Annotated in this window: 23 protein-coding genes; 16 read left to right on the forward strand and 7 right to left on the reverse strand. The window is 65.6% G+C overall.

Annotation, left to right across the window (positions count from 1 at the left end):
- The first annotated feature begins 98 nt into the window (after positions 1-98).
- The 4 genes from xdhA to guaD are packed head-to-tail and all read left to right on the forward strand — an operon-like array spanning position 99 to position 6,079.
- Positions 99-1,538, forward strand: coding sequence for a xanthine dehydrogenase small subunit (xdhA, locus tag APT59_RS13345; protein WP_059315298.1), 1,440 nt, complete (start codon positions 99-101; stop codon positions 1,536-1,538).
- On the forward strand, positions 1,531-3,930 hold the full coding sequence (gene xdhB, locus APT59_RS13350; RefSeq protein ID WP_059315299.1) for a xanthine dehydrogenase molybdopterin binding subunit: 2,400 nt from the start codon (positions 1,531-1,533) through the stop codon (positions 3,928-3,930). Before xdhA ends, xdhB begins: the two co-directional genes overlap by 8 nt.
- A complete protein-coding gene (xdhC, locus tag APT59_RS13355) occupies positions 3,927-4,751 on the forward strand; it encodes a xanthine dehydrogenase accessory protein XdhC (protein WP_059315300.1) in 825 nt (274 codons plus the stop codon). Before xdhB ends, xdhC begins: the two co-directional genes overlap by 4 nt.
- A 23-nt stretch (positions 4,752-4,774) precedes the next feature.
- The gene (gene guaD / locus APT59_RS13360) at positions 4,775-6,079 is read left to right on the forward strand and encodes a guanine deaminase (protein WP_420480491.1); all 1,305 of its coding nucleotides are present in this window, start codon (positions 4,775-4,777) and stop codon (positions 6,077-6,079) included.
- A gap of 153 nt (positions 6,080-6,232) precedes the next feature.
- On the opposite strand, the gene APT59_RS13365 is transcribed toward guaD, so the two are convergent.
- Positions 6,233-7,330, reverse strand: a complete 1,098-nt coding sequence (locus APT59_RS13365; protein WP_059315301.1) for an NADH:flavin oxidoreductase/NADH oxidase — start codon at positions 7,328-7,330, stop codon at positions 6,233-6,235.
- A gap of 92 nt (positions 7,331-7,422) precedes the next feature.
- Between APT59_RS13365 and APT59_RS13370 the strand changes: the two genes are divergently transcribed.
- Together APT59_RS13370 and APT59_RS13375 are read left to right on the forward strand one after the other, a co-directional pair.
- Positions 7,423-7,746 carry an ArsR/SmtB family transcription factor gene (locus tag APT59_RS13370; RefSeq protein WP_059315302.1) on the forward strand — a complete coding sequence of 108 codons (324 nt, stop codon included), beginning with the start codon at positions 7,423-7,425 and terminating at the stop codon, positions 7,744-7,746.
- 265 nt (positions 7,747-8,011) lie between these two features.
- Positions 8,012-9,040, forward strand: a complete 1,029-nt coding sequence (locus APT59_RS13375; protein WP_174523138.1) for an SGNH/GDSL hydrolase family protein — start codon at positions 8,012-8,014, stop codon at positions 9,038-9,040.
- 60 nt (positions 9,041-9,100) lie between these two features.
- On the opposite strand, the gene uraH is transcribed toward APT59_RS13375, so the two are convergent.
- Entirely contained in the window at positions 9,101-9,472 is a 372-nt protein-coding gene (gene uraH, locus APT59_RS13380; protein WP_059315304.1) for a hydroxyisourate hydrolase, read from the reverse strand.
- Positions 9,473-9,691: 219 nt separating this feature from the next.
- Between uraH and puuE the strand changes: the two genes are divergently transcribed.
- The 4 genes from puuE to APT59_RS13400 are packed head-to-tail and all read left to right on the forward strand — an operon-like array spanning position 9,692 to position 12,638.
- On the forward strand, positions 9,692-10,600 hold the full coding sequence (gene puuE / locus APT59_RS13385; RefSeq protein ID WP_059315305.1) for an allantoinase PuuE: 909 nt from the start codon (positions 9,692-9,694) through the stop codon (positions 10,598-10,600).
- Positions 10,597-11,109, forward strand: a complete 513-nt coding sequence (gene uraD, locus APT59_RS13390) for a 2-oxo-4-hydroxy-4-carboxy-5-ureidoimidazoline decarboxylase (protein ID WP_059315306.1) — start codon at positions 10,597-10,599, stop codon at positions 11,107-11,109. The genes puuE and uraD overlap by 4 nt, the downstream gene beginning before the upstream one ends.
- A gap of 24 nt (positions 11,110-11,133) precedes the next feature.
- Positions 11,134-12,141 (forward strand): allantoicase, encoded by a 1,008-nt coding sequence (gene alc, locus APT59_RS13395; RefSeq protein ID WP_059315307.1) that lies wholly within the window; start codon positions 11,134-11,136, stop codon positions 12,139-12,141.
- Positions 12,138-12,638: an ureidoglycolate lyase gene (locus APT59_RS13400; RefSeq protein WP_059315308.1), complete on the forward strand. Its 501-nt coding sequence runs from the start codon at positions 12,138-12,140 to the stop codon at positions 12,636-12,638. Before alc ends, APT59_RS13400 begins: the two co-directional genes overlap by 4 nt.
- On the opposite strand, the gene rarD is transcribed toward APT59_RS13400, so the two are convergent.
- From rarD to APT59_RS13415, 3 genes are all read right to left on the reverse strand, one after another.
- Positions 12,635-13,543 carry an EamA family transporter RarD gene (gene rarD, locus APT59_RS13405; protein ID WP_059315309.1) on the reverse strand — a complete coding sequence of 303 codons (909 nt, stop codon included), beginning with the start codon at positions 13,541-13,543 and terminating at the stop codon, positions 12,635-12,637. The two genes, APT59_RS13400 and rarD, sit on opposite strands and share 4 nt — an antisense overlap.
- A complete protein-coding gene (locus tag APT59_RS13410) occupies positions 13,540-14,391 on the reverse strand; it encodes an EamA family transporter (protein ID WP_059315310.1) in 852 nt (283 codons plus the stop codon). Before APT59_RS13410 ends, rarD begins: the two co-directional genes overlap by 4 nt.
- 74 nt (positions 14,392-14,465) lie before the next feature.
- On the reverse strand, positions 14,466-15,056 hold the full coding sequence (locus tag APT59_RS13415; protein ID WP_059315311.1) for a DUF3060 domain-containing protein: 591 nt from the start codon (positions 15,054-15,056) through the stop codon (positions 14,466-14,468).
- Between the two features lie 172 nt (positions 15,057-15,228).
- On the opposite strand from APT59_RS13415, the gene APT59_RS13420 reads away from it, so the two are divergent.
- From APT59_RS13420 to APT59_RS13430, 3 genes are all read left to right on the forward strand, one after another.
- Positions 15,229-16,119 (forward strand): LysR family transcriptional regulator, encoded by an 891-nt coding sequence (locus APT59_RS13420; protein ID WP_059315312.1) that lies wholly within the window; start codon positions 15,229-15,231, stop codon positions 16,117-16,119.
- Between the two features lie 65 nt (positions 16,120-16,184).
- The gene (locus APT59_RS13425) at positions 16,185-16,736 is read left to right on the forward strand and encodes a peptidylprolyl isomerase (RefSeq protein WP_059315313.1); all 552 of its coding nucleotides are present in this window, start codon (positions 16,185-16,187) and stop codon (positions 16,734-16,736) included.
- Positions 16,737-16,840: 104 nt separating this feature from the next.
- Positions 16,841-18,712, forward strand: a complete 1,872-nt coding sequence (locus APT59_RS13430; protein ID WP_059315314.1) for an ABC transporter ATP-binding protein — start codon at positions 16,841-16,843, stop codon at positions 18,710-18,712.
- Here APT59_RS13430 and APT59_RS13435 read toward each other — a convergent pair.
- On the reverse strand, positions 18,667-19,284 hold the full coding sequence (locus APT59_RS13435) for a hypothetical protein (protein WP_059315315.1): 618 nt from the start codon (positions 19,282-19,284) through the stop codon (positions 18,667-18,669). The two genes, APT59_RS13430 and APT59_RS13435, sit on opposite strands and share 46 nt — an antisense overlap.
- A 114-nt stretch (positions 19,285-19,398) precedes the next feature.
- On the opposite strand from APT59_RS13435, the gene APT59_RS13440 reads away from it, so the two are divergent.
- The 3 genes from APT59_RS13440 (at position 19,399) to APT59_RS13450 (ending at position 21,667) form a co-directional block, all read left to right on the forward strand.
- Positions 19,399-19,656, forward strand: a complete 258-nt coding sequence (locus APT59_RS13440) for a hypothetical protein (RefSeq protein WP_059315316.1) — start codon at positions 19,399-19,401, stop codon at positions 19,654-19,656.
- A 105-nt stretch (positions 19,657-19,761) separates the two neighbouring features.
- Positions 19,762-20,118: a 6-carboxytetrahydropterin synthase QueD gene (gene queD / locus APT59_RS13445; RefSeq protein ID WP_082696356.1), complete on the forward strand. Its 357-nt coding sequence runs from the start codon at positions 19,762-19,764 to the stop codon at positions 20,116-20,118.
- An 82-nt stretch (positions 20,119-20,200) separates the two neighbouring features.
- Complete coding sequence (locus APT59_RS13450) at positions 20,201-21,667, forward strand: inorganic phosphate transporter (protein WP_059315318.1); 1,467 nt, start codon at positions 20,201-20,203, stop codon at positions 21,665-21,667.
- A 422-nt stretch (positions 21,668-22,089) separates the two neighbouring features.
- Here the strand turns inward: APT59_RS13450 and APT59_RS13455 are convergent, their stop codons facing one another.
- Entirely contained in the window at positions 22,090-22,299 is a 210-nt protein-coding gene (locus APT59_RS13455) for a hypothetical protein (protein WP_007158876.1), read from the reverse strand.
- Positions 22,300-22,452 lie beyond the last annotated feature (153 nt).

Below are 22,452 nucleotides of genomic sequence, written 5' to 3' on the forward strand. Positions count from 1 at the left end.
CAAAAACGACAGGGGTGGTCCGCTCGCCCGGACGATTGTTGACCTAATGGTCAGCTTTACCCACCATCGAATTATCCGAACCCAGGTGGAGAGCGGCCGTGATCAGGTTTCTGCTGGACCAGGAGCTGCGCGTCGAAGAGCAGCTCGACCCCAACCTCACCGTGCTCCAATACCTGCGCGAGCGCTGCGGCAAGACCGGCACCAAGGAAGGCTGCGCCTCGGGCGACTGTGGTGCCTGCACCGTGGTGCTGGCCGAACCCGACGGTGAGCGGTTGCGCTATCGCACGGTCAACAGTTGCCTGACCTTTGTCGCGGCGCTGGACGGCCGGCAACTGATCAGTGTGGAGGACCTGAAGCACCAGGGTCGCCTGCATCAGGTGCAACAGGCCATGGTCGACTGCCACGGGTCCCAGTGCGGCTACTGCACCCCGGGCTTCGTCATGTCGCTGTTTGCCTTGCAGAAAAACGTGGAATCAGCGGACAGCGCCGCCACCCACGAAGCCCTGGCCGGCAATCTCTGCCGCTGCACCGGCTACCGACCGATCCTGGCCGCCGCCGAACAGGCCTGCACCCAGCGCCAGCCGGACCAGTTCGATGCCCGGGAGCAGCAGACCCTGGCGCGCTTCAAGGCCCTCGCCCCGGTAGCCGAGACCCGGCTCGACGGTGCCGGGCGGCGCTGCCACAGCCCCACGACCCTGAGCGAACTGGCGCGCCTCTACCAGGCCCATCCCGAGGCGCGACTGCTGGCCGGCGGCACCGATCTCGCGCTCGAAGTGACTCAGCAGCATCGCCGCCTGGAGACCCTGATCTACCTGGGTAATCTCCCCGAACTGCGCGGCGTGACCGTTCGCGCGGACAGCATCGAGATCGGCGCGGCCACCCCGCTCGCCGATTGCGCCGCCGCCCTGGCCGCCGACTACCCGGACTTCGGCATCCTGCTGCAGCGCTTCGCCTCCTTGCAGATCCGCAACCAGGGCACCCTGGGCGGCAACATCGGCAATGCCTCGCCCATTGGCGACAGCCCGCCGCTGCTGCTGGCACTAGGGGCACGCCTGCTGCTGCGCCGGGGCGAACGGCTGCGCGAATTGCCCCTGGACGATTTCTTTCTGGACTACCGCAAGACCGCCCTGGAGCCGGGCGAATTCATCCAGGCGGTGCGGGTGCCGCGCGCCCATGAGGGGCTGGTCTTCCGCGCCTTCAAGGTGTCCAAGCGCCTTGACGACGACATCTCCGCGGTCTGCGCCGCCTTCGCGCTGGAACTGGAGCAGGATCGCATCGCCGCCGTGCGCATCGCCTACGGCGGCATGGCGGCCACGCCCAAGCGAGCCAGTCACTGTGAGCAGGCCCTGCTGGGCGAGCCGTGGACCAGCGACAGCGTCGAGCGCGCCGTCCAGGCCCTGGCGGAGGACTTCGCGCCGCTGTCTGATTTCCGTGCCAGCCGCGAATACCGCCTGCTGACGGCGCAGAATCTGCTGCGCAAATGTCATCTGGAGACCACCCAGCCCGCGCTCGCTACGAGGGTTACCGCCCATGTCTAGCACCCTCCCCGTCCGTACCCCCGAGGAAATGGCCGCCGCCTTCGCTGCCGGCCTGGCCACCGGCGTCGGCAAGCCGCTCAAGCACGAGAGTGCCGACAAGCATGTCAGCGGCGAAGCCGTCTACATCGACGATCGCCTGGAATTCCCCAACCAGCTGCACGTCTATGCGCGGATGAGCGAGCACGCCCACGCGCGCATCCTGCGTATCGATCTCGCACCCTGTTACCAGATCCCCGGGGTGGCCCTGGCCATCACCGCCGCCGACGTGCCCGGCCAACTGGACATCGGCGCCGTGCTGCCGGGCGATCCGCTGCTGGCCGATGGCGAGGTGCAGTACCTGGGCCAGCCGGTACTGGCGGTGGCCGCCACCAGCCTGGACGCCGCCCGCCGCGCCGCTCAGGCCGCCCTCATCGAATACGAGCCGCTGGAAGCCATCCTCGACGTCAGGGAGGCGCTGAGGCGCGAGCACTTCATCTCGCCCAGCCACAGTCATAAGCTCGGCGATGCCGCCGCCGCGCTCGCCGCCGCGCCCCATCGTCTGCAGGGCGAGCTGGCCATCGGCGGTCAGGAGCACTTCTACCTGGAAACCCAGGTGGCCTCGGTGCTACCCACCGAAGACGGCGGCATGCTGGTCTATTCCTCCACCCAGAATCCCACCGAGGTACAGAAGCAGGTGGCCGAGGTGCTGGGCGTCTCCATGAACAGGGTCACCGTCGACATGAGACGCATGGGCGGCGGCTTTGGCGGTAAGGAGAGCCAGGCCGGAATGCCTGCGGCGCTCTGCGCGGTATTTGCCCGTCTTACCGGGCGCCCGGTGAAGATGCGCCTGCCGCGCTTTGAAGACATGCATATGACCGGCAAGCGCCACCCCTTCCATGTCGAATACGACGTTGGCTTCGATGACGACGGGCGCCTGCTGGGCATCCGCTTCGAGCTGGCGGGCAACTGCGGGTATTCGCCGGATCTGTCCAACGCCATCATCGATCGCGCCATGTTCCATGCCGACAATGCCTATTTCCTCGGCAACGCCCAGATCACCGGCCACCGCTGCAAGACCCACCTGGCGTCCAACACCGCCTACCGCGGCTTCGGCGGCCCCCAGGGCATGCTGGCCATCGAGAACGTCATGGACGCCATCGCCCGCCACCGTGGCCTGGATCCGCTGGAGGTGCGGCGGCGCAACTACTACGGCAAGGAGACGCGCCATGTCACCCACTACCACCAGGTGGTGGAAGACAATCTGCTCGAAGAGATGACCGCGGACCTGGCGGCCAGTAGCGACTACCAGGCTCGACGCGAAGCCATCCAGGCCTTCAACCGGGCCAACCCGGTGCTGAAGAAGGGCCTGGCGCTGACCCCGGTCAAGTTCGGCATCTCCTTCACCTCCTCCTTCCTCAACCAGGGCGGTGCCCTGGTCAACGTCTACACCGATGGCAGCATCCACCTGAACCACGGTGGCACCGAGATGGGCCAGGGCCTGAACACCAAGGTCGCCCAGGTGGTGGCCGAGGTCTTCCAGGTCGACATCGGTCGCATCCAGATCACCGCCACCAATACCGACAAGGTACCCAACACCTCGCCCACGGCGGCTTCCAGCGGTACCGACCTCAACGGCAAGGCCGCCCAGAACGCGGCCCAGACCATCAAGGACCGGCTGATCGATTTCGCCAGCCGGCACTTCCACGTCGACTCTGAAGAGGTGGAATTCCGCAACGGCCACGTCAGGGTCCGCGAGCGGCTGCTGAGCTTCGAGGAGCTGATCCAACTGGCCTACGTCGGCCAGGTATCGCTTTCCAGTACTGGCTACTACCGCACGCCCAAGATCCACTACGACCGCGACCAGGCCCGTGGCCGGCCCTTCTACTACTATGCGTTCGGCGCCGCCTGCTCCGAGGTGCTGATCGACACCCTCACCGGTGAATACCGGCTGCTGCGCACCGATATCCTCCACGACGTCGGCGCGTCCCTGAATCCGGCCATCGACATTGGCCAGGTGGAAGGCGGTTTCGTCCAGGGCCTGGGCTGGCTGACCATGGAAGAACTGGTGTGGAACGACGCCGGCAAGCTGCTCACCGCTGGCCCGTCCACCTACAAGATCCCGGCGGTGAGCGACGTACCGCCCGACCTTCGGGTGCGGCTGGTGGAGAATCGCAAGAATCCCGAGGCGACGGTGTTCCATTCCAAGGCCGTGGGCGAGCCACCCTTCATGCTCGGCATCTCGGTGTGGTGCGCCCTGCAGGATGCCGTGGCCAGCGTGGCCGACTATCGCTTCCATCCGGCACTGGACGCCCCGGCTACCCCCGAACGGGTACTTTGGGGCGTGGAGCGGATGCGGCGCCTGGCCGCCGAAGCCCAGACAGCCTCGGCCATCACCACGGAGGAACCGGCATGAACACGAGACGTGGCTGGTTGGCCATCCTGGCCGACTTCGAGGCGCGAGGCGAACCCTGCGTACTGGTCACCGTGGCCGATGAGCAGGGCTCCACGCCGCGCGACGCCGGGACCAAGATGCTGGTGGGCCGGGAGGAACAGCACCTGACCATCGGCGGCGGCCACCTGGAATACCGAGCGGTGGAGATCGCCCGGGAGATGCTCGCCGCCGGTACCCGCCAGCCGCACCTGGAGCGGTTCTCCCTGGCCGCCAGTCTCGGCCAGTGCTGCGGTGGCGTCACCACCCTGCTGTTCGAACCCCAGCTGGCCCAGGATGTACCGGTGATCGTCTTTGGTGCGGGCCATGTCGCCCGCGCCCTGGTGCCCCTGCTGGCCGGCCTGCCCTGCGCCGTGCGCTGGGTCGATTCACGGGCCCAGGAGTTTCCCGCCGTGCTCCCCGCCGGCGTGGAGAAGATCCTGACCGACGAGCCACTCGACGAGATCGCGCGGATGCCGGCGGGTGCCTACTACATCGTCATGACCCATAATCACCCCCTGGACCTGGAGTTGACCGACGCCATCCTCGCTCGCGGCGACCATGGCTACTTCGGGCTGATCGGCTCCCGGACCAAGTGGGCCAAGTTCCGCCACCGCCTCGCGGCCCGCGGCCACGGCGCCGAACACCTCGCCACGGTGCGCTGCCCGCTGGGCCTGCCCGAGGTCAAGGGCAAGCTGCCGCTGGAGATCGCCATCGCCGTGGCCGGCGAGGTCATCACCCACTACGGGCGCCCGACACAACAGGCAGATCAGCCGCTGCGGCTGGTCACCGCCACCCCAAGCTAGTCGTTTACCTATCCGAGATCGCCATGACTGCCATCGCCCACCGCGCCGCCCTGCTCCACAGCCTCGCCGACCCGGCCGAGGTCGGGCTGGACGCCTCCTACGAATATCACGCCGACGGCCTGCTGCTGGTCGCAGACGGCCGTATCCAGGCCATGGGCCCGGCTGCCGAGCTGCTGCCCACCCTGCCCGCCGGTACCCCGGTGATCGAGCACCCCCACGCCCTCATCACCCCCGGCTTCATCGACACCCATATCCACTATCCGCAGACCGGGATGATCGCCAGCTACGCCGAGCAGCTGCTGGACTGGCTGGACACCTACACCTTCCCCACCGAGGGCGCCTTCGCCGATCCGGCCAAGGCTGCCGAGGTGGCCCAGGTCTTCGTTGGGGAGCTGCTGCGCAATGGCACCACCACCGCCCTGGTGTTCGGCAGCGTCCATCCGCAGTCGGTGGACGCCTTCTTCCAGGTCGCCGAGCACCTCGATCTGCGCATGATCGCCGGCAAGGTGCTGATGGACCGTAACGCCCCGGACTACCTGCAGGACACGGCCGAGTCCGCCTACAGGGATAGCAAGGCGCTGATCGAGCGCTGGCACGGCAAGGGTCGGCTGCACTATGCGGTTACCCCGCGCTTCGCGCCGACCAGCACCCCGGAACAACTCGAAGCAGCCGGACGCCTGTTGGCCGAGCACCCGGACGTCTACCTGCATACCCATCTCTCCGAGAACCTCAAGGAGATCGACTGGGTGAAGGCGCTGTTTCCGGAGCGCAGCAACTACCTGGATGTCTACGACCACTTCCAGCTGCTCGGCCCGCGCTCGGTGTTCGCCCATGGCATCCACCTCTGCGATGCCGAATGCCAGCGCCTGCACGAGACCGGTTCGGCCGTGGCCCACTGCCCTACCTCCAACCTCTTCCTCGGCAGCGGCCTGTTCGATCTCGAGCGGATGGAAGCCTTCAAGGTCAATGTCGGCCTGGGTACCGACGTCGGCGCCGGCACCAGCTTCTCGCTGCTGCAGACCCTCGGCGAGGCCTACAAGGTGCAACAGCTGCGCGGCCATCGCCTGCACCCCTTCAAGTCGCTGTACCTGGCCACCCTCGGCGGCGCCCGCGCCCTGCGCCTGGACGACCGCATCGGCAGCCTGGCCCCCGGCCACGACGCCGACTTCGTGGTGCTCGATCTCAAGGCCACCCCACTGCTGAACTACCGCCTGCAGCAGTCCAAGAGCCTGGAGGAAACCCTGTTCGTCCTCACCACCCTTGGCGACGACCGCGTGGTACGGGAAACCCATGCCGCGGGTCGCCGGGTACACAGTCGCGACGCCTGACCCTGTTGGGCTTCGGCGATGGCGCCGCCTCAGCCCAGCCTACCCATCGACGTAGGTTGGGCTGAGCACAGCGAAGCCCAACAAACTGCCCTCATCCGAGACGCACAAAAAAGCCGCCCCGAGGGGCGGCTTTCGCGTTCAGCCTGAGCCGACTCAGCTGGTGCGATAGCGCTCCAGCCAGTGGGCGTAGGGCGCCGGCAGCACCCAGGACGGCTTGTCGACGCCCAGGGCCTTGGCCGCATAGTAGGGCCAGTGCGGATCGGCCAGGTGGGCGCGGCCCACCATGACCAGATCCAGCTGCCCGTCGGCCACTACCTGGTTGGCCAGCACCGGGGTATCGATGTTCCAGGCCGAGGCCACTTTCAGGCCGGTGGCCTTGCGTACCTGCTCGGTGATGGGCGCCAGCAGACCCGAGCTCCAGGGAATGTTGGCGGTTGGGGTGGAGAAACCGATGCTGACGCTCAGCAGGTCGAGACCTTCGCGCTTGAAGCCCTGGGCCAGCTCGATGGATTCAGCCAGGGTTTCTTCATCGCGGCCGTCGTATTCGATCACGCCGAAACGAGCGGTCAACGGCAAATGCTCCGGCCAGACCTTGCGCACCTCAGCCAGGGTTTCCAGCAGGAAGCGGCTACGGCCGGCCAGATCGCCACCGTACTGGTCGTCGCGCTGGTTGGAGTGCACCGAGAAGAAGCTCTGCGCCAGGTAGCCGTGGGCGAAGTGCAATTCCAGCCACTCGAAGCCGGCTTCATAGGCACGCTTGGCGGCGTCAACGAAGTCCTGGCGAACCCGGGCGATGTCCTCGAGGGTCATGGCCTTGGGTACCTTGGGCAGGTTGGCGCCAAAGGCCACGGCCGACGGGGCGATGGTGTCCCAGCCACGGGCATCGTCGGCGGCGATGTGATCGTCACCTTCCCAGGGGCGGTTGGCACTGGCCTTGCGACCGGCATGGGCGATCTGGATACCGGGCACCGAACCGGCGGCCTTGATCGCCTGCACCACCGGCACGAAGGCCTGGGCATGGGCGTCGGACCAGATACCGGCGCAGCCGGGGGTGATGCGGCCTTCCGGCGATACAGCGGTGGCCTCGACGATGACCACGCCGGCACCGCCGCGCGCCAGGCCGGCATAGTGCACCTGGTGCCAGTCGTTGATCACGCCGTCGACGGCGCTGTATTGGCACATGGGCGGGATGGCGATGCGATTACGCAGCGTCACGTCCTTGAGGGTAAAGGGTTGGAACAATGCGGACATCTGAGCGGTCTCCCATGAGGTAGCAGCTGGTTCGTTATTTCGATATTAATCGAACATAACATAATCGCCAACCCCCGGTGTATGATTAGCTCATGCGCCCTTTCAAACATCCCAGTCCTGACGAATTCTCCCTTGAGCGCCTGTTCCATGCGCTCAGCGATCCAGTACGCCTGGATATCGTCCGCTATCTCGCGCGGGTAGCCGAAGCCACCTGCGGCGAACTGGACGGTGGCCGCCCCAAGTCCAGCATGTCGCACCACTTCCGCGTCTTGCGCGACGCCGGGTTGGTGCATACCCGCAATGCCGGCACCACGCACATGAACCAGCTACGCCGTGAGGACCTGGATCAGCGCTTTCCCGGCCTGATGGCAGCCATCCTGGCGCAGTCATCCGATCCGGTCGGCAAGGCCGACTGAAACGGCGCTATCCCTTGCCTTGAGTCTCTTCGCCTATCACGGGCGGATCATGCGCATCCTCCAGGTTGACCCGAGCAGATTGCGCGGTCGCTCGCTCAGCCACCGTGTCCCCTGATGCTGGTCATCGGCTGCTGACTCGCCCCGGCCGACGCCAGGGAACTCTCCCTCCCCTTCCCGGCTCTTCCGGGTATGAAGGTTGCACAAGACGTTGGCAGCACAGCCGCTGGATGCTGTCGGGAGGTGGGTGATGGGCAGGCATTGGGGATTGGCGACCGCGCTCGCAGGGGTCGCCGCACTGTTCGCACTCGTACCCAGCCCTGAGCCCGTGGCCGAAGCCCGGGGCATCCAGCGCGTCATCGCCTTTGGCGACAGCCTCATGGACTGCGGCACCTTCGGCCACATCTATGCCACCAACCCTGGCCGCACCTATCCCCAGGAAATCGCCGATGCCTATGGTATCGACCTGAGCCCCAATCGCCAGGTGGAAGGTTATGGCCATGAAGGCCCGACCTATCCCGATGGGCTCTGCTACGCCGAAGGCGGCGCCGTGACCGGCAGCTTCACCGAACCAGGCTTCGACCATAATGAGGCGCCACTGGCCTTCTCCCAGCAGATCCGCAACTTCGAGCTGCAACACGGCCGCTTCGGCCAGCAGGATCTGGTCCTGGTGCAGATCGGCGGCAACGACATCATCGGCCCCTTCTATGACAAGAGACTCAAGGCCGCGCTGATGGCCGATGCCCCCTTACCCCAGGACGTGCGCGAGCAGATCGAGGGCCGGATCCGCCATACCGCGCTGAACGAGGTCAAGCTGCTGCGCTATCTGCTGGGCCTGGGTGCCCAACGCCTGGTGGTACTCAACAACACCGACTATGGCAAGGCGCCCTATCTCGAACCCTGGACGCCCGCCCTGGCCGAGCGCAATCACGAGCTGGTGCGACTCTACAACGAGACCCTGCAGGCCAATCTGCCAGCCGGTGACCGGCTACTGCTGGTGGACGCCTATCGGGTGATGGAAGAAGTCTTCGCCCACTACGGCAACTATGGCTTTACCCATGCCGAAGGCGATGCCTGCCTGCCCGGCCGGGAATTCTGCGACCCGGACAGCTACGTCGAGCCCGGCGCCGACCAGGCCTATATCTTTGGCGCTCGCGGTCATTTCGCCAGCCGCACCCATAGCATGCTGGCCCAGGTGGTACTGGAACGCATCGCCCAGACCTGGCCCGACAGCGCCGTGCCGGACAAGCCACTGCTGGCCAACGCCCACCTGCCGAACGCTCCGACCGTCCACTAGCGCAGCGCCCTGTCCTGGTGCCGGCGCTCGCCGAATCGCACCGTGGCAGAGCAGGGAAAACTAGCTGCCGCGATAGGTCGAGTAACCGTAGGGCGAGACGAGCAGAGGCACATGGTAGTGCGAGGCCGCATCGGCGATGCCAAAACGCAGCACCACCGTATCGAGAAAGGCGGGCTCATCGAGCAGCACGCCCCGTTGCCGGTAGTAGTCGCCCACGTCGAATTCCAGCTCATAGCACCCGGCCGTGAAGGCCGCCCCCTGCAATAGCGGCCCGTCGCCACGGCCATCGGCGTTGGTGCACAGCTCGCCCAGGACCTCCCGCATACCGGCCTGCAACCGGTACAGGCGTATGGCGATACCGGCGCCAGGACAGCCGCCGGTAGTGTCCAGGACATGGGTCGTCAGGTATCCATTAGCGGACGAAGCGGGCATCGGTGGACTCCTGCAAGGGGGATGTTCCAGCCTAGCAGTTTTCCGCCCATCGATTGTATACAGCGCTGGCACCAGAGCTTTGCCAACGGTATCGCGCCTTTCCAGGGCGTCCGGAGTCTTCAGACCGGTCAGACCAGTTAGGCAGGATTCTTGCTGGGACTCGGCAAAGGCCTCCAAACATTGTATACAAAACATCTCGACTGCCAGGATGCCCCTTCCATGACCTATCCCCGTGATCTGATCGGCTATGGCGCTCAGCCGCCCCACCCCCGCTGGCCAGGTGATGCCCGCATCGCCCTGTCCTTCGTGCTGAACTACGAAGAAGGCGGCGAACGCAACATCCTGCACGGCGACAAGGAATCCGAAGCCTTCCTGTCCGAGATGGTCGCCGCCCAGCCCCTGCCAGGGGTGCGCAACATGTCGATGGAGTCCCTCTACGAATACGGCAGTCGCGCGGGCGTCTGGCGCATTCTGGAGCTGTTCGCCAAGCATCAGGTACCGCTGACCGTCTTTGCCGTGGCCATGGCCGCCGAGCGCCATCCCGAGGTCATCCGCGCCATGGTGCAGGCCGGCCACGAGATCTGCAGCCACGGCTACCGCTGGATCGACTACCAGTACATGGACGAAGCCGAGGAGCGCGCCCATCTGCAGCGCGCCATCGAGATCCTTACCGAACTCACCGGCGAGCGTCCGCTGGGCTGGTACACCGGGCGCACCGGGCCCAACACCCGACGCCTGGTGATGGAGGAAGGCGGCTTTCTCTACGACAGCGACACCTACGACGACGACCTGCCCTACTGGGAACCCACGGCCCCGGCCGGCAAGCCACACCTGGTGATCCCCTACACCCTGGACACCAACGACATGAGATTCACCCAGGTCCAGGGCTTCCACACCGCCGAGCAATTCTTCCAGTACCTCAAGGACGCCTTCGACACCCTCTACGAGGAAGGCGCCACCGCGCCCAAGATGCTTTCCATCGGCCTGCACTGCCGGCTGATCGGCCGCCCCGGCCGCCTGGTGGGCCTGAAGCGCTTCCTGGAATACGCCCAGAGCCACGAGCGGGTCTGGTTCGCCCGCCGCGTGGACATCGCCCGTCACTGGCACAAGGAGCATCCACCGGCATGAGCGCCTTCCAGACCGTCACGCCCAGCCAGTTGGATCGTGCTGCCTTCGTGGCGGCCTTCGGCGGCGTCTACGAGCACTCCGCCTGGGTCGCCGAGCGTGCCTTCGATGAGGGCACGCCGCTGCCGGACACCATCGAAGCCCTGCACCAGCGCCTCGCCGCGCAGGTCGCCCAGGCCAGCCAGGCCGAGCAACTGGCGCTGATCCAGGCCCACCCTGACCTCGCCGGTCGTGCCGCCCTGGCCGGGGAGCTGACCGCGGCCAGCAGTGGCGAACAGGCCGGCGCTGGCCTGGACCAGTGCAGCCCCGACGAGCTGACGCGCTTCACTCGCTACAACAAGGCCTACCGCGCCAAGTTCAGCTTCCCCTTCATCATGGCGGTGAAGGGCAGCAACCGGCACCTGATCCTGGCGGCCTTCGAAGAACGCCTGCCCAACACCCCGGAGCAGGAATTCCAGCGCGCCCTGGCCGAGATCGACCGCATCGCCCTCTTCCGCTTGCAGACCCTCTGACCCCTTCCGCACAAGAGTCCGCCCATGAAACGCACCTACGCCGCGCCCTTCGAAAAGTACCTCAATCTCGCCGATGCTCGCCTCGGAACCCAGGTCATCAGCGTCACCGATGACTGGTTCGCCGCCGCCGACCGCATGCTCCAGCCCCACGAGCCGGAGTGGAAGGAAGGCGTCTACGACGACAACGGCAAGTGGATGGATGGCTGGGAATCACGGCGCAAGCGTTTCGAAGGCTACGACCACGCGGTGATCCGGTTGGGCGTGCCCGGTTCGATCAAGGGCGTCGACATCGATACCCGCTGGTTCACCGGCAACTATCCGCCCTCCGCCTCCCTGGAAGCCTGCTTCTGTGCCGAGGGCGACCCGGCCGCCGACGCCGCCTGGACCGAGGTGCTGCCGGCCGTGGAACTGCAGGGCAACAGCCATCACTATCACGTCATCGGTGACGACCGCCCCTGGACCCACCTGCGGCTGAACATCTATCCCGACGGTGGCGTCGCCCGCCTGCGGGTCTACGGCATTCCCCATCGCGACTGGTCGGCCCAGGCGGAAGACGAGGTGCTGGATCTGGCCGCCGCCCTCAATGGCGGTCGCGCCCTGGCCTGCAACGACGAACACTATGGCCGCATGAGCAACATCCTCAATCCGGGCCGCGCCGACAGCATGGCCGATGGCTGGGAAACCGCCCGCCGCCGCACCCCCGGCAACGACTGGGTGATCATCGCCCTGGGCCATGCCGGCATCGTCGAAGAGATCCTGGTGGATACCCTGCACTTCAAGGGCAACTACCCGGACAGCTGCCAGATCCAGGGCGCCTACGTACGCGGCGGCACCGATGGCCAGATCGAAACCCAGAGCCTCTACTGGAAGGAACTGCTGCCACCGCAGAAGCTGCAGATGCACCAGGAGCACAGCTTCCGTGAGCAGATCCGTGACCTTGGCCCCATCACCCACGTGCGGTTGAACATCTTCCCGGATGGCGGCGTCAGCCGACTGCGGCTGTTCGGCAAGGTGGCGCGGGGCCAGGCATGAACCGGCAACTGCGCATCGAGCCCTTGACCGCCGAGGGCTTCGCACCCTTCGGCGAGGTCATCGAGACGGCAGGCCGGGACTGGTTTCCCATCAACAATGGCTCGACCCAGAGATACCACGCCCTGGCGCGGGTCGAGACAGGACCAGCGGACGGTGCGGCGATCATCAGCATCTTTCGCGCCCGGCGCCTGGACTATCCGCTGACCATCGCCATGCTCGAACGCCATCCCCACGGCAGCCAGGCCTTCGTCCCGCTACGCGGCGAACCCTTTCTGGTGGTGGTGGCGCCGCCGGCGGGAGCCCCGGATGCCGGCGCCATCCGCGTCTTTCGCACCGATGGCCGCCAGGGCATCAACTACCACGCCGGGGTCTGGCACCACCCGGTGCTGGCCCTGCGCGACGAGGACGAATTCCTTATCGTCGATCGCGCCGGTACCCTGCCCAACTGCGACGAGTTCTTCTTCGCCGCAGGTGAATGCCCGACCCTGGCGCTCTAGGGCGCAGCCGGTGCGCGCCTGAGTTGCTTGCGCAGCAGGCGCGCACTGTCCAGGCAGACCCAGGCCACCGCCAGCCAGATGGGACCATAGGTCCAGATGGCGCCCTCCGGCAACTGCTCACCGAGCACATAGAGGGCGACGAAGACCAGCAGCGCCGGCTCCACGTAACTGAGGATACCGAACAGACTCAGTGGCAGCATGCGGCTGGAGGCCAGCATGGCGGCGAAGGCGATGGCGCTGAGCAGGCCCAGCCCCGGCAGCAGTGCCCACAGCCAGGGTGTCTGCTGCAGGATCAGGCTGGGCGAAAACCAGTGCAGCGCGAGCAGCGCGAAGGGCAGCAGGCAGCACATCTCCAGCACGAAGCCGGACAGCGCATCCACCGCCATCCAGCGGCGCAGGACGAAATACGGCGGATAGCCCACCACCGGCAACAGGCTGACCCAGGACAGCGCCCCGGTCACCCAGACCTCGTTGATCACCCCCAGCAGCGCACAACCCACCGCCAGGCGCTGCAGCGGTCTCAGGCGCTCGCCGTAGACCAGCCGCCCGGTCAGTACGATGGCCAGGGGCAGCAGGAAATAGCCCAGCGACATGGCCATGGCTTCGCCGTTCATGGTCGCCCAGACGAACACCCACCACTGGATGCCCATCAACAGCGCCGCCGCCGGGATGGCCAGGCACAGCCGGGGCTCGCGCACCAGCCGCTTGAGCGTAGCCAGCAAGGCCTTGCCCTCACGCAGGACCACCACCAGCAGGAGCACCATCGGCAGCGACCAGACCACCCGCAGGGCCACCACCTGCAGGCCGTCCAGCGGAGCCAGCCAGACGAAGTACACCGGCATCAGTGCGAACAGCACCGAAGACAGCACCGAGAGGCCCAGCCCCTTGCCCGACAGCACATTCATGACTGACGCCCCTGACGGTTGATGAACAGCGAGAGCAGGATGATGCCGCCGCCCAGCAACAGCCTAGGCAGATCGGCCGGATGCTGCCAGATCAGCAGGCTGACCAGCAGACCGGCCGGCACATGCGCCTCGTTCATGATCGCCAGGGTGCCGCCATTGACGCGGAGCGAGCCCAGCGTCCACCAGTAGAGGCCAAGTGCCGTGGCGAACACGCCCATCCAGACCAGCACGCCCCATTGCAGACCGGTGCTGGGCAGGCGCGCCGAATTGCCGAACAGCAGAAAGGACAGCGCCGCGACCAGCAAGGCACCGAGAAAGAACAGGCCGAAGTAGCGATGCAAGGCGCCCTGCCCGGCATAGGCGTGCCCCAGGTGCTTGCACAGCACCTGGCCGGCGGCGAAGGTCAGGTTGGCCACCTGCAACAGCAGGAAGCCCAGCAGATAGTCGCCGGCCAGTGGCTGGAAGCGAATCAGGGCAGCGCCCCCGACCGCCACCACGGCGGCCAGCAGCGACCAGGGGCGCAAGCGGCGCTGCCAGGCATCGTCCAGCAGGGTCACATAGATGGGCGTGAGCACCGTGAACAGCAAGACCTCCGGGACCGTCAGGACGGCGAAGCTGCGATACAGGCACAGATAGGTAATGCCGAACTGCAGGGCACCAGCAGCCATCAGCCCCAGGGCGAAGCGTCCAGGGACCCCGCGCCAGCGGGTGAAGGGCAGGAACAGCACGAAGGCGATGGCAACACGGGCCAGCACGGCGAAGTCGCTGTCGACCCGACCGGCGAGATACTCGCCGATCAGGCTGAAGGAAAACGCCCAGATGAGGGTGACGAGCAGGAGATAAGGCATGGCGACGACGCACGAAAAAGGTGCGCGACCTTAACGTGCCCGCCGCCGGAGGGAAACCCCTCGCTGGCAGCCGCTCAACGCGTGGCGTTCAGGCCCGAGGGATCGCCGCCGGAAAGGCCTGCGACCGACTGGTTGGCTTGCAGCACATTGTCGGCACCGGAGACCAGGGTCTTTGGCTCACCCACGCCCGCGGCCCGGGACCAGTACACCTGCTGGTTGGAACCACCCACGGCGATGTCGGCCTGGCTGAGCAGGGTCAGGCGCGCCTTGGCGCCGTAGCCATAGGCATCGACCTTGGCCAGGCCGTCACTGCCGCGCACATTGGCCTGCACCTGCTGGTAGCCACCGCCAATGCTCAGGCTGGCCACCGCGCCCTTGACCGTGGTGACGCTGCCCAGCCCATGGATGGCCAGGGCCTGGGCGCTGTCGAGCACCAGCCGATGATGACTGCCGTAGACGGTCACCGTGCCGCACTGGCCTTTCAACGTCAGGGTATTGCCTTCGCCGGACAGAGACACGTCCCGGCCTTCGCAGTCGAGGGTGCGACTGATGTTCATGCCGTCGATATCGAGGGGCGCACTGGCCGTGGATACCGGCTCCTCGGCATGGACCAGCAGCGGAGCGACGAGCAGACAGCAACCCAGCAACGCCTTGAATGACGACATGGAGACTCCTTGTCTTGCCTAGAGTGGGAAACTCATCGGCAAGCTTGGAGCGTGACGCCGGCAGGACATTTGCTCCTGAGTCTCGCTTTTTTTCATCCCGTGATGGACACCGCGTTTTCCCATTGCCCCCTCAGGCACTACCATGCGCCCTTTCGTGGCTCCAGAGCGCTCGATGAAGACTCCTCGCGTTTCCCTCGATCAGTGGCGGACCCTGCAGGCGGTGGTGGACCACGGCGGCTATGCCCAGGCCGCCGAGGTGCTGCACCGCTCCCAGTCGTCGATCAGCTATACCGTCGCCCGCATGCAGGAGCAGCTCGGCGTGCCGCTGCTGCGCCTGGAGGGCCGTCGCGCCGTGTTGACCGACGCCGGCGCCGTGCTGCTGCGCCGTTCGCGCCGGCTGGTGCAGCAGGCCAGCCAGCTGGAAGAGCTGGCCTACCACATGGAACAGGGATGGGAGTCCGAGGTGCGCCTGGTGGTGGACGCCGCCTATCCGACTCGCTCGCTGTTGCTGTGCCTGCGCGAATTCATGCCGCAGAGTCGCGGCTGCCGGGTGCGTCTGCGCGAAGAGGTCCTGTCCGGGGTGGAAGAAGCCCTGCTCGATGGCTCGGCGGACCTGGCGATCACCGGCCTGGTGATCGCGGCCCACCTGGGCGCCTCCCTGGGCAATGTCGAGTTCGTCGCGGTCGCCCATCCCGAGCATCCGCTTCATCAATTGCAGCGCACCCTGGTGACCGCTGATCTGGAAGAGCAGCTGCAGATCGTCATTCGTGACAGCGGTCGCGCCCAGCCGCGCGATGCCGGCTGGCTGGCCGCCGAGCAGCGCTGGACGGTAGGCAGCATCAGCACCGCGGCCACCTTCCTGCGTGACGGCCTGGGCTTCGCCTGGCTGCCACGGGATGCCATCCAGACCGACCTCGACGCCGGGCTGCTCAAGCCGCTGCCGCTGGAACAGGGCGCGCACCGCTTCCATCCCTTCCAGCTCTACAAGACCCGCCAGCACGAGCTGGGCCCGGCCTCGCAGATCCTCATGAACCTCCTGCGCAAGCACGCTCTCCCACGCTGACCGTGGCGGGGGGCCAGCCGGGTTGCTATCGTTCGCCAGTCGTCTCCGCCACTCAAGGATCCATCATGTTCAAAGCCCTGCTTGCCGCCTGCGCCCTGTTCGTCGCCTCCACCGCCTGGGCCGCGGACAATCCGCACGTGCTCATCAGCACCAACAAGGGTGACATCGAGGTCGAGCTGGATGCGGCCAAGGCACCGGTCAGTACCGAGAACTTCCTCGCCTATGTCGACAGCGGCTTCTACAAGGGCACCCTGTTTCACCGCGTGATCCCCGGCTTCATGATCCAGGGCGGCGGCTACACCCGCGACATGCAGGAAAAGCGCACCAAGGCACCGATCAAGAACGAAGCCGACAATGGCCTGAAGAACCTGCGCGGCACCCTGGCCATGGCACGTACTTCGGACGTCAACTCCGCCACCAGTCAGTTCTTCATCAACGTCGAGAACAATGCCTTCCTCGACCACGGCTCGCGAGACTTCGGCTACGCGGTATTCGGCAAGGTCGTGCGTGGCATGGAAGTCGTTGACCAGATCGCCGGGGTCCAGACCACCCGCCAGGGCATGCTGCGCGACATTCCTCGTGAACCGGTCATGATTCTCGCTGCCAAACGGCTGTAAGCCGAACCGTCCGACTGGATGATCTGTGCCGATCATCCAGTCCCAACGGCGAGGTCCCCCTTTCGGCGACGCGACACGCTGTCTCCCCTCTACAAGGACCCCGCATGATCTTTCGCCGCTTCGAACGCATCATCGATGCGTTTCGGGATGCTCCCGATGAAATGCCGCCCGCTCGGGTCGGTGCCTTCTACCTGCATTTCCTCAAGCAAGCCTGGCCCGCCTTCGCCCTGCTGCTGGTGGTCGGCCTGATCGGCGCCCTGGTCGAGGTCGCCCTCTTCAACTTCATCGGCCAGATCGTCGACCTGGCGGGCAGCGCGCCCAACAGCACCGTGTTCTTCCAGGAGCATGGCGGCACCCTGATCTGGATGGCCGTGGTCACCCTGGTCATCCGCCCGCTGTTCATCAGCCTGCACGACCTGCTGGTGCACCAAACCATCACCCCCAGCCTCACCACTCTGATCCGCTGGCAGAACCATCGCTATGTGCTCAAGCAGAGCCTGGGCTTCTTCCACAGCGACTTCGCCGGACGCATCTCCAACCGCATCATGCAGACCGGCGTCTCCCTGCGCGATTCGGCGGTGCAGGCGGTGGACGCCATCTGGCACGTGCTGATCTTCGCCGTCACCTCGCTGATCCTGTTCGCCCAGGCCGATGTCTGGCTGATGGTGCCCCTGATCCTGTGGATCATCGGCTACGTCATCGCCCTCTGGTATTTCGTGCCCCAGACCAAGGAGCGCTCGGCCATCGCCTCGGAATCCCGCTCGCAGCTTTCCGGGCGCATCGTCGACGGCTACACCAACATCTCCACCCTCAAGCTCTTTTCCCATTCGGCCCAGGAGGAGCAATACGCCCGCCAGGCCATGGAAGAGCAGACCGAGAAAGCCGAGAGCGCCGCCCGCCTGATCACCGCCATGGGCGTGACCATCGCCATCCTCAGCGGCTTCCTCATCGCTGGCACCACGGGCCTGGCCCTCTGGCTCTGGCACCAGGGCGTCATCAGCGTCGGCGCCATCGCCCTGGCCACCGGTCTGGTGATCCGGATCAACAGCATGTCCGGCTGGATCATGTGGGTGGTCAACGGCATCTTCGAGAACATCGGCATGGTGCAGGACGGCATGAGCACCATCGCCAAGCCGCGCCAGGTCGGCGACGCCCCGGACGCCAAGCCGCTGCAGGTGACCCGTGGCGCGGTGCTGTTCGAGGACATCGCCTTCCACTACGGCAAGGGGGCGGGCATCATCGAAGGCCTGACCCTGGACGTAGCTCCCGGCGAGAAGATCGGTTTGGTCGGCCCCTCCGGGGCGGGCAAGTCGACGCTGATCAACATCCTGCTACGGCTCTATGACCTGGAAGGCGGTCGTATCCTGGTCGATGGTCAGGACGTCGCCCACGTCACCCAGGAAAGCCTGAGATGCCAGATCGGCGTGGTCACCCAGGATACCTCGCTGCTGCATCGCTCGATCCGCGAGAATCTGCTCTACGGTCGCCCCGAGGCCACCGATGAGGAACTGCACGCCGCGCTGCGCAAGGCCAAGGCCGATGACTTTATCGCGCGCATCACCGATGCCCATGGCCGCACCGGGCTGGATGCCCAGGTGGGTGAACGCGGGGTCAAGCTCTCCGGCGGTCAACGCCAGCGCATCGCCATCGCCCGCACCCTGCTCAAGGACGCACCCATCCTGCTGCTGGACGAAGCTACCTCCGCCCTCGACTCCGAGGTGGAGGCCGCGATCCAGGAGAGCCTGGAAACCCTGATGGAAGGCAAGACGGTGATCGCCATCGCCCACCGGTTGTCGACCATCTCGCGTATGGACCGCCTGGTGGTCATGGAACGTGGTCAGATCGTCGAGATGGGTTCCCATGACGAGCTGATCGCCTACAACGGTCTCTATGCCCGCCTATGGCGCCATCAGACCGGTGGCTTCGTCGGTCACGGCGTACCGGGCAGGCAGCGGGTGCGCAGCAGCTCAAGCTGATACTCTTGGTCCAGGCCGGGATAGAAGCCCTGGACCTTCTGGAAGCCACCCAGCCAGCTGCGCCGCTCCACCACGCACTCGAACACCGGGCAGGCCGCCTGCCCGGCCTGCCCGCAGTCACGGTAGTAGGTCAGCTGCTGGCTCTTCTGTGCCGTACCCTTGAAAGTACCCGGACGATCCTGCAGCAGATAGAAGTCGATTTCCGCGGCGCTGCGATGATTCTCCCACTGGAACGCCAGAGTACTAGGATAGAAAAGCACCAGCAGGGAGGCCAGCAGCACCCAGAGAATGGCCGCGGTCAGCGGCAAGGGCAATCGCGAGCGAAAGCGGCGTCCGCCGCGAATGATCAGCGCGGTGACCACCGTGACCAGGGCCAGGGCGATGCACAGCGACGGCAAGCCTGTGATGACCTGGCCGGCCACACCGATATCCAGGCCGCTGGGCGATGGCACCGTCCGATAGCCGATCTCCAGCCGCTCCCAGCCCACCCGATTACCGATCAGACCGGCAAGACCGAAGGCGACGGCCAGGCCCACCAGGGCCCAGAAGGTACGAGGATTGGTACTGCGCATGGGCAATCGTCCAGACAAAGACCGGGAGACTGCCTAAGCCCGCCGGCGAAGGCAAATCAGAATTCTGCCCTGCTCCTGTGCTCTATTGAAGGCATCCGCCTGAGGAACCCGTCCATGTCCATCGATCTTGACCGTGCTACCCACATCGTTGAAAAAGCCTTTTTGCCGCTGCGCGGCGACGTCCGCGAAGATCCCAGCGACGCCAGCTTTGCCCTGACCGTGACCGACGGCAGCCAGGTACTGGCCTCGATCGCCCACGTCGCGCGCAGTCAATACAGCCACGCCGGACACCTCGCGGCGCTGATCGAACAGACCCGCCTGGAACTGGCACGCGACGGCCACGCCCTCGAACCCTGGTCGATGCCGGGCTAGCAGCCGATCACCGCCGGTGACCGCGAGGTTCGGCAAGGCCGTGTCGAGCTGATAGACTGCCGCCCCGCAGCCGCCACACACCGTGGCCCAACGCGAGTGGTTATCGTGGAAATTTTCAAAGAATTCGTTTTCGAAGCCGCACACTTCCTGCCCAACGTTCCGCCGGGCCACAAGTGCGGGCGTCTCCATGGGCATTCCTTCAAGGTAGGCCTGCATATCGAGGGCGCCGTCGACCCTCATACCGGCTGGGTACGGGATTTCGCCGATATAAAGGCCGCCTTCAAACCCCTGTACGAGCGTCTCGACCACCATTATCTGAATGACATCCCGGGTCTTGAGAACCCCACCAGCGAAGTCCTCGCGCGCTGGATCTGGCAACAGCTCAAGCCGCTCCTGCCCGAGCTCAGCCAGGTTCGCGTCCATGAGACCTGTACCTGTGGCTGCATCTACCGCGGCGACTAATTCGCCTCTCCCATTCAAGGCGGCGATGGTGGCAGTCATTTTTCTGCCATAATTCGCGCCTGCCAACTGTCGACGTATCCCCATGTTCGAACTTTTCAGCGGACTCCACGCCTGGGTCGCCATCAGCCTCGTCTTGGCCCTGGCCTTTGTGCTGGCCTTTGAATTCATCAATGGCTTCCACGACACCGCCAATGCCGTCGCCACGGTGATCTATACCAAGGCGATGCCACCGCACCTCGCAGTGCTCTTCTCCGGCATCTTCAACTTCCTCGGCGTGCTGCTCGGTGGCGTTGGCGTTGCCTATGCCATCGTCCACCTCTTGCCGGTGGAACTGCTGATCAACGTCAACACCGGCCACGGGCTGGCCATGGTGTTCTCCCTGCTCGCCGCGGCCATCACCTGGAACCTGGGCACTTGGTACTTCGGCATCCCCGCCTCCAGTTCCCATACGCTGATCGGTTCCATCCTCGGCGTCGGCGTGACCAACGCCCTGCTGACCGGCATTCCGATGAGCGAAGGCGTCAATTGGCAGAAGGCGATCGACATCGGCCTGTCGCTGATCTTCTCGCCACTGGCCGGCTTTGCCGTCGCCGGCCTGCTGCTGCTCGCCCTCAAGCGCTGGCGGCCGCTGTCCAAGATGCACAAGACCCCCGAGCAGCGCCGTGAGGTGGACGCCAAGAAGCATCCGCCCTTCTGGAATCGTCTGATGCTGGTTCTCTCGGCCATGGGCATGAGCTTCGTGCATGGCTCCAACGACGGCCAGAAAGGCATTGGCCTGATCATGCTGGTGCTGATCGGCATCGTCCCGGCCAAGTTCGTCCTGGACCTGGACAGCACGACCTACCAGATCGAGCGCACCCGCGACGCCGCCATCCACCTGGGCCAGTTCTACGAGCGCCAGGGCGACAACCTGAAGGACTTCCTCGCCGAAGTGCCCGGCAATCGCGACCTGCCCCAGGAATTCCGCTGCGCCCCGCACATGACCCTGCCCACCCTGCAGGCCCTGCTGGCCGACCTGGAAGGCATCACCGACTACCGCGCCATGAGTGACGATCATCGCCAGCAGGTGCGTCGCTACCTGCTGTGCCTGGACGACACCGCCAAGAAAGTCAGCAAGCTGCCGGTACTGACCGCGCGCGACCGTGACGATCTCAGCCGGCTGCGCAAGGACCTCACCAGCACCACCGAATACGCGCCCTTCTGGGTCATCATCGCCGTCGCCCTGGCCCTGGGCATCGGCACCATGGTCGGCTGGCGTCGCGTGGTACTCACCGTGGGCGAGAAGATTGGCCGCCAGGGCATGACCTATGCGCAGGGCGTCAGCGCCCAGGTGACGGCCGTGGCCGCCATCGGCATGGCCAACGTCTTCGCCCTGCCCGTCTCCACGACCCACGTGCTGTCTTCGGGCGTAGCGGGCACCATGGTCGCCAACCGCAGCGGCCTGCAAGGCAGTACGGTGCGCAACATCCTCATGGCCTGGGTACTCACCCTGCCCGCCTCCATGGCCCTTTCCGCCGGCCTGTTCTGGCTGGCCCACCTGTTCCTGTAATCCCTGCCACCCGGGCGATGCTCAGACGTCGCCCGGGCAGGCCCCTCGTCGGGAAAGCCTGAACAGGATAGCTATTGACGTGTCTAGTGAAATGTGTCCAGCAGCGACACTTTTTCCGAGACAGCCGTACGGTGAACGTCAATGACTCCTGCGACCTATATCCTTCTTCTTGTACTTGGCTGGATGGCCCTGTCGCTAGCCATACTCTGGGCAATGCTACGTCTGGCACGCCGCGCTCGCCCTTTGGCGACGCCTTCGACCAGATTGCTACCCAGGGCGACGCCGGCCTCCCCCGTGAGCACGCGCAAACACCTGGCGTGCTGATCGGCCGGACGTGACGAGGCCACCTCGACACTCAGGGAGCGCGCGGAAGAAAAAGAGAGGATTCTTATCGTTATTTGAAGAGACGTGATTCGAGCGAATCAGGTGAGCAGGGTATTTTCCTGAGCGCTGCGGCTCATCTGCTCGAGGATCTGGTCTTGCTGCTGCGGGGTCAGGGTGTCCCAGCAGTGGTGCTTGATGAACAGCCCGGCGCCAAAGGCGACGTACAGCGACAGGGCGACGATGACGAGCGTTTCCAGCCCGACGATGGCCCAGGACCGACTCTTGGACGCATTGTCCTTGGTTTTCATAACGACCTCGTGAAATTTAGAGGGGCAATAGTTTAGTCCCTTAAGCAAGTCCCGTGCAGGGCCAGTCGTCGATTGGTCAACTCCATTGACCTGACTTCGGTACCCAGAGGCTTCTCATCTAGAGGCCTACCCAGGCCGCCAGCACCGCGCCAT

It is taken from the genome of Pseudomonas oryzihabitans, from assembly GCF_001518815.1.
GTDB lineage: Bacteria > Pseudomonadota > Gammaproteobacteria > Pseudomonadales > Pseudomonadaceae > Chryseomonas > Chryseomonas oryzihabitans_E.

What these genes read in the sequence shown, in the direction of transcription:
- APT59_RS13450 (WP_059315318.1), top strand. Translation starts at nt 20,201, where the DNA reads ATGTTCGAACTTTTCAGCGGACTCCACGCCTGGGTCGCCATCAGCCTC.
- APT59_RS13455 (WP_007158876.1), bottom strand. Translation starts at nt 22,299, where the DNA reads ATGAAAACCAAGGACAATGCGTCCAAGAGTCGGTCCTGGGCCATCGTC.
- APT59_RS13420 (WP_059315312.1), top strand. Translation starts at nt 15,229, where the DNA reads ATGAAGACTCCTCGCGTTTCCCTCGATCAGTGGCGGACCCTGCAGGCG.
- alc (WP_059315307.1), top strand. Translation starts at nt 11,134, where the DNA reads ATGAAACGCACCTACGCCGCGCCCTTCGAAAAGTACCTCAATCTCGCC.
- APT59_RS13370 (WP_059315302.1), top strand. Translation starts at nt 7,423, where the DNA reads ATGCGCCCTTTCAAACATCCCAGTCCTGACGAATTCTCCCTTGAGCGC.
- APT59_RS13430 (WP_059315314.1), top strand. Translation starts at nt 16,841, where the DNA reads ATGATCTTTCGCCGCTTCGAACGCATCATCGATGCGTTTCGGGATGCT.
- APT59_RS13365 (WP_059315301.1), bottom strand. Translation starts at nt 7,330, where the DNA reads ATGTCCGCATTGTTCCAACCCTTTACCCTCAAGGACGTGACGCTGCGT.
- xdhC (WP_059315300.1), top strand. Translation starts at nt 3,927, where the DNA reads ATGAACACGAGACGTGGCTGGTTGGCCATCCTGGCCGACTTCGAGGCG.
- uraD (WP_059315306.1), top strand. Translation starts at nt 10,597, where the DNA reads ATGAGCGCCTTCCAGACCGTCACGCCCAGCCAGTTGGATCGTGCTGCC.
- APT59_RS13440 (WP_059315316.1), top strand. Translation starts at nt 19,399, where the DNA reads ATGTCCATCGATCTTGACCGTGCTACCCACATCGTTGAAAAAGCCTTT.
- guaD (WP_420480491.1), top strand. Translation starts at nt 4,775, where the DNA reads ATGACTGCCATCGCCCACCGCGCCGCCCTGCTCCACAGCCTCGCCGAC.
- APT59_RS13410 (WP_059315310.1), bottom strand. Translation starts at nt 14,391, where the DNA reads ATGCCTTATCTCCTGCTCGTCACCCTCATCTGGGCGTTTTCCTTCAGC.
- APT59_RS13435 (WP_059315315.1), bottom strand. Translation starts at nt 19,284, where the DNA reads ATGCGCAGTACCAATCCTCGTACCTTCTGGGCCCTGGTGGGCCTGGCC.
- APT59_RS13425 (WP_059315313.1), top strand. Translation starts at nt 16,185, where the DNA reads ATGTTCAAAGCCCTGCTTGCCGCCTGCGCCCTGTTCGTCGCCTCCACC.
- uraH (WP_059315304.1), bottom strand. Translation starts at nt 9,472, where the DNA reads ATGCCCGCTTCGTCCGCTAATGGATACCTGACGACCCATGTCCTGGAC.
- puuE (WP_059315305.1), top strand. Translation starts at nt 9,692, where the DNA reads ATGACCTATCCCCGTGATCTGATCGGCTATGGCGCTCAGCCGCCCCAC.
- APT59_RS13415 (WP_059315311.1), bottom strand. Translation starts at nt 15,056, where the DNA reads ATGTCGTCATTCAAGGCGTTGCTGGGTTGCTGTCTGCTCGTCGCTCCG.
- xdhB (WP_059315299.1), top strand. Translation starts at nt 1,531, where the DNA reads ATGTCTAGCACCCTCCCCGTCCGTACCCCCGAGGAAATGGCCGCCGCC.
- APT59_RS13400 (WP_059315308.1), top strand. Translation starts at nt 12,138, where the DNA reads ATGAACCGGCAACTGCGCATCGAGCCCTTGACCGCCGAGGGCTTCGCA.
- rarD (WP_059315309.1), bottom strand. Translation starts at nt 13,543, where the DNA reads ATGAATGTGCTGTCGGGCAAGGGGCTGGGCCTCTCGGTGCTGTCTTCG.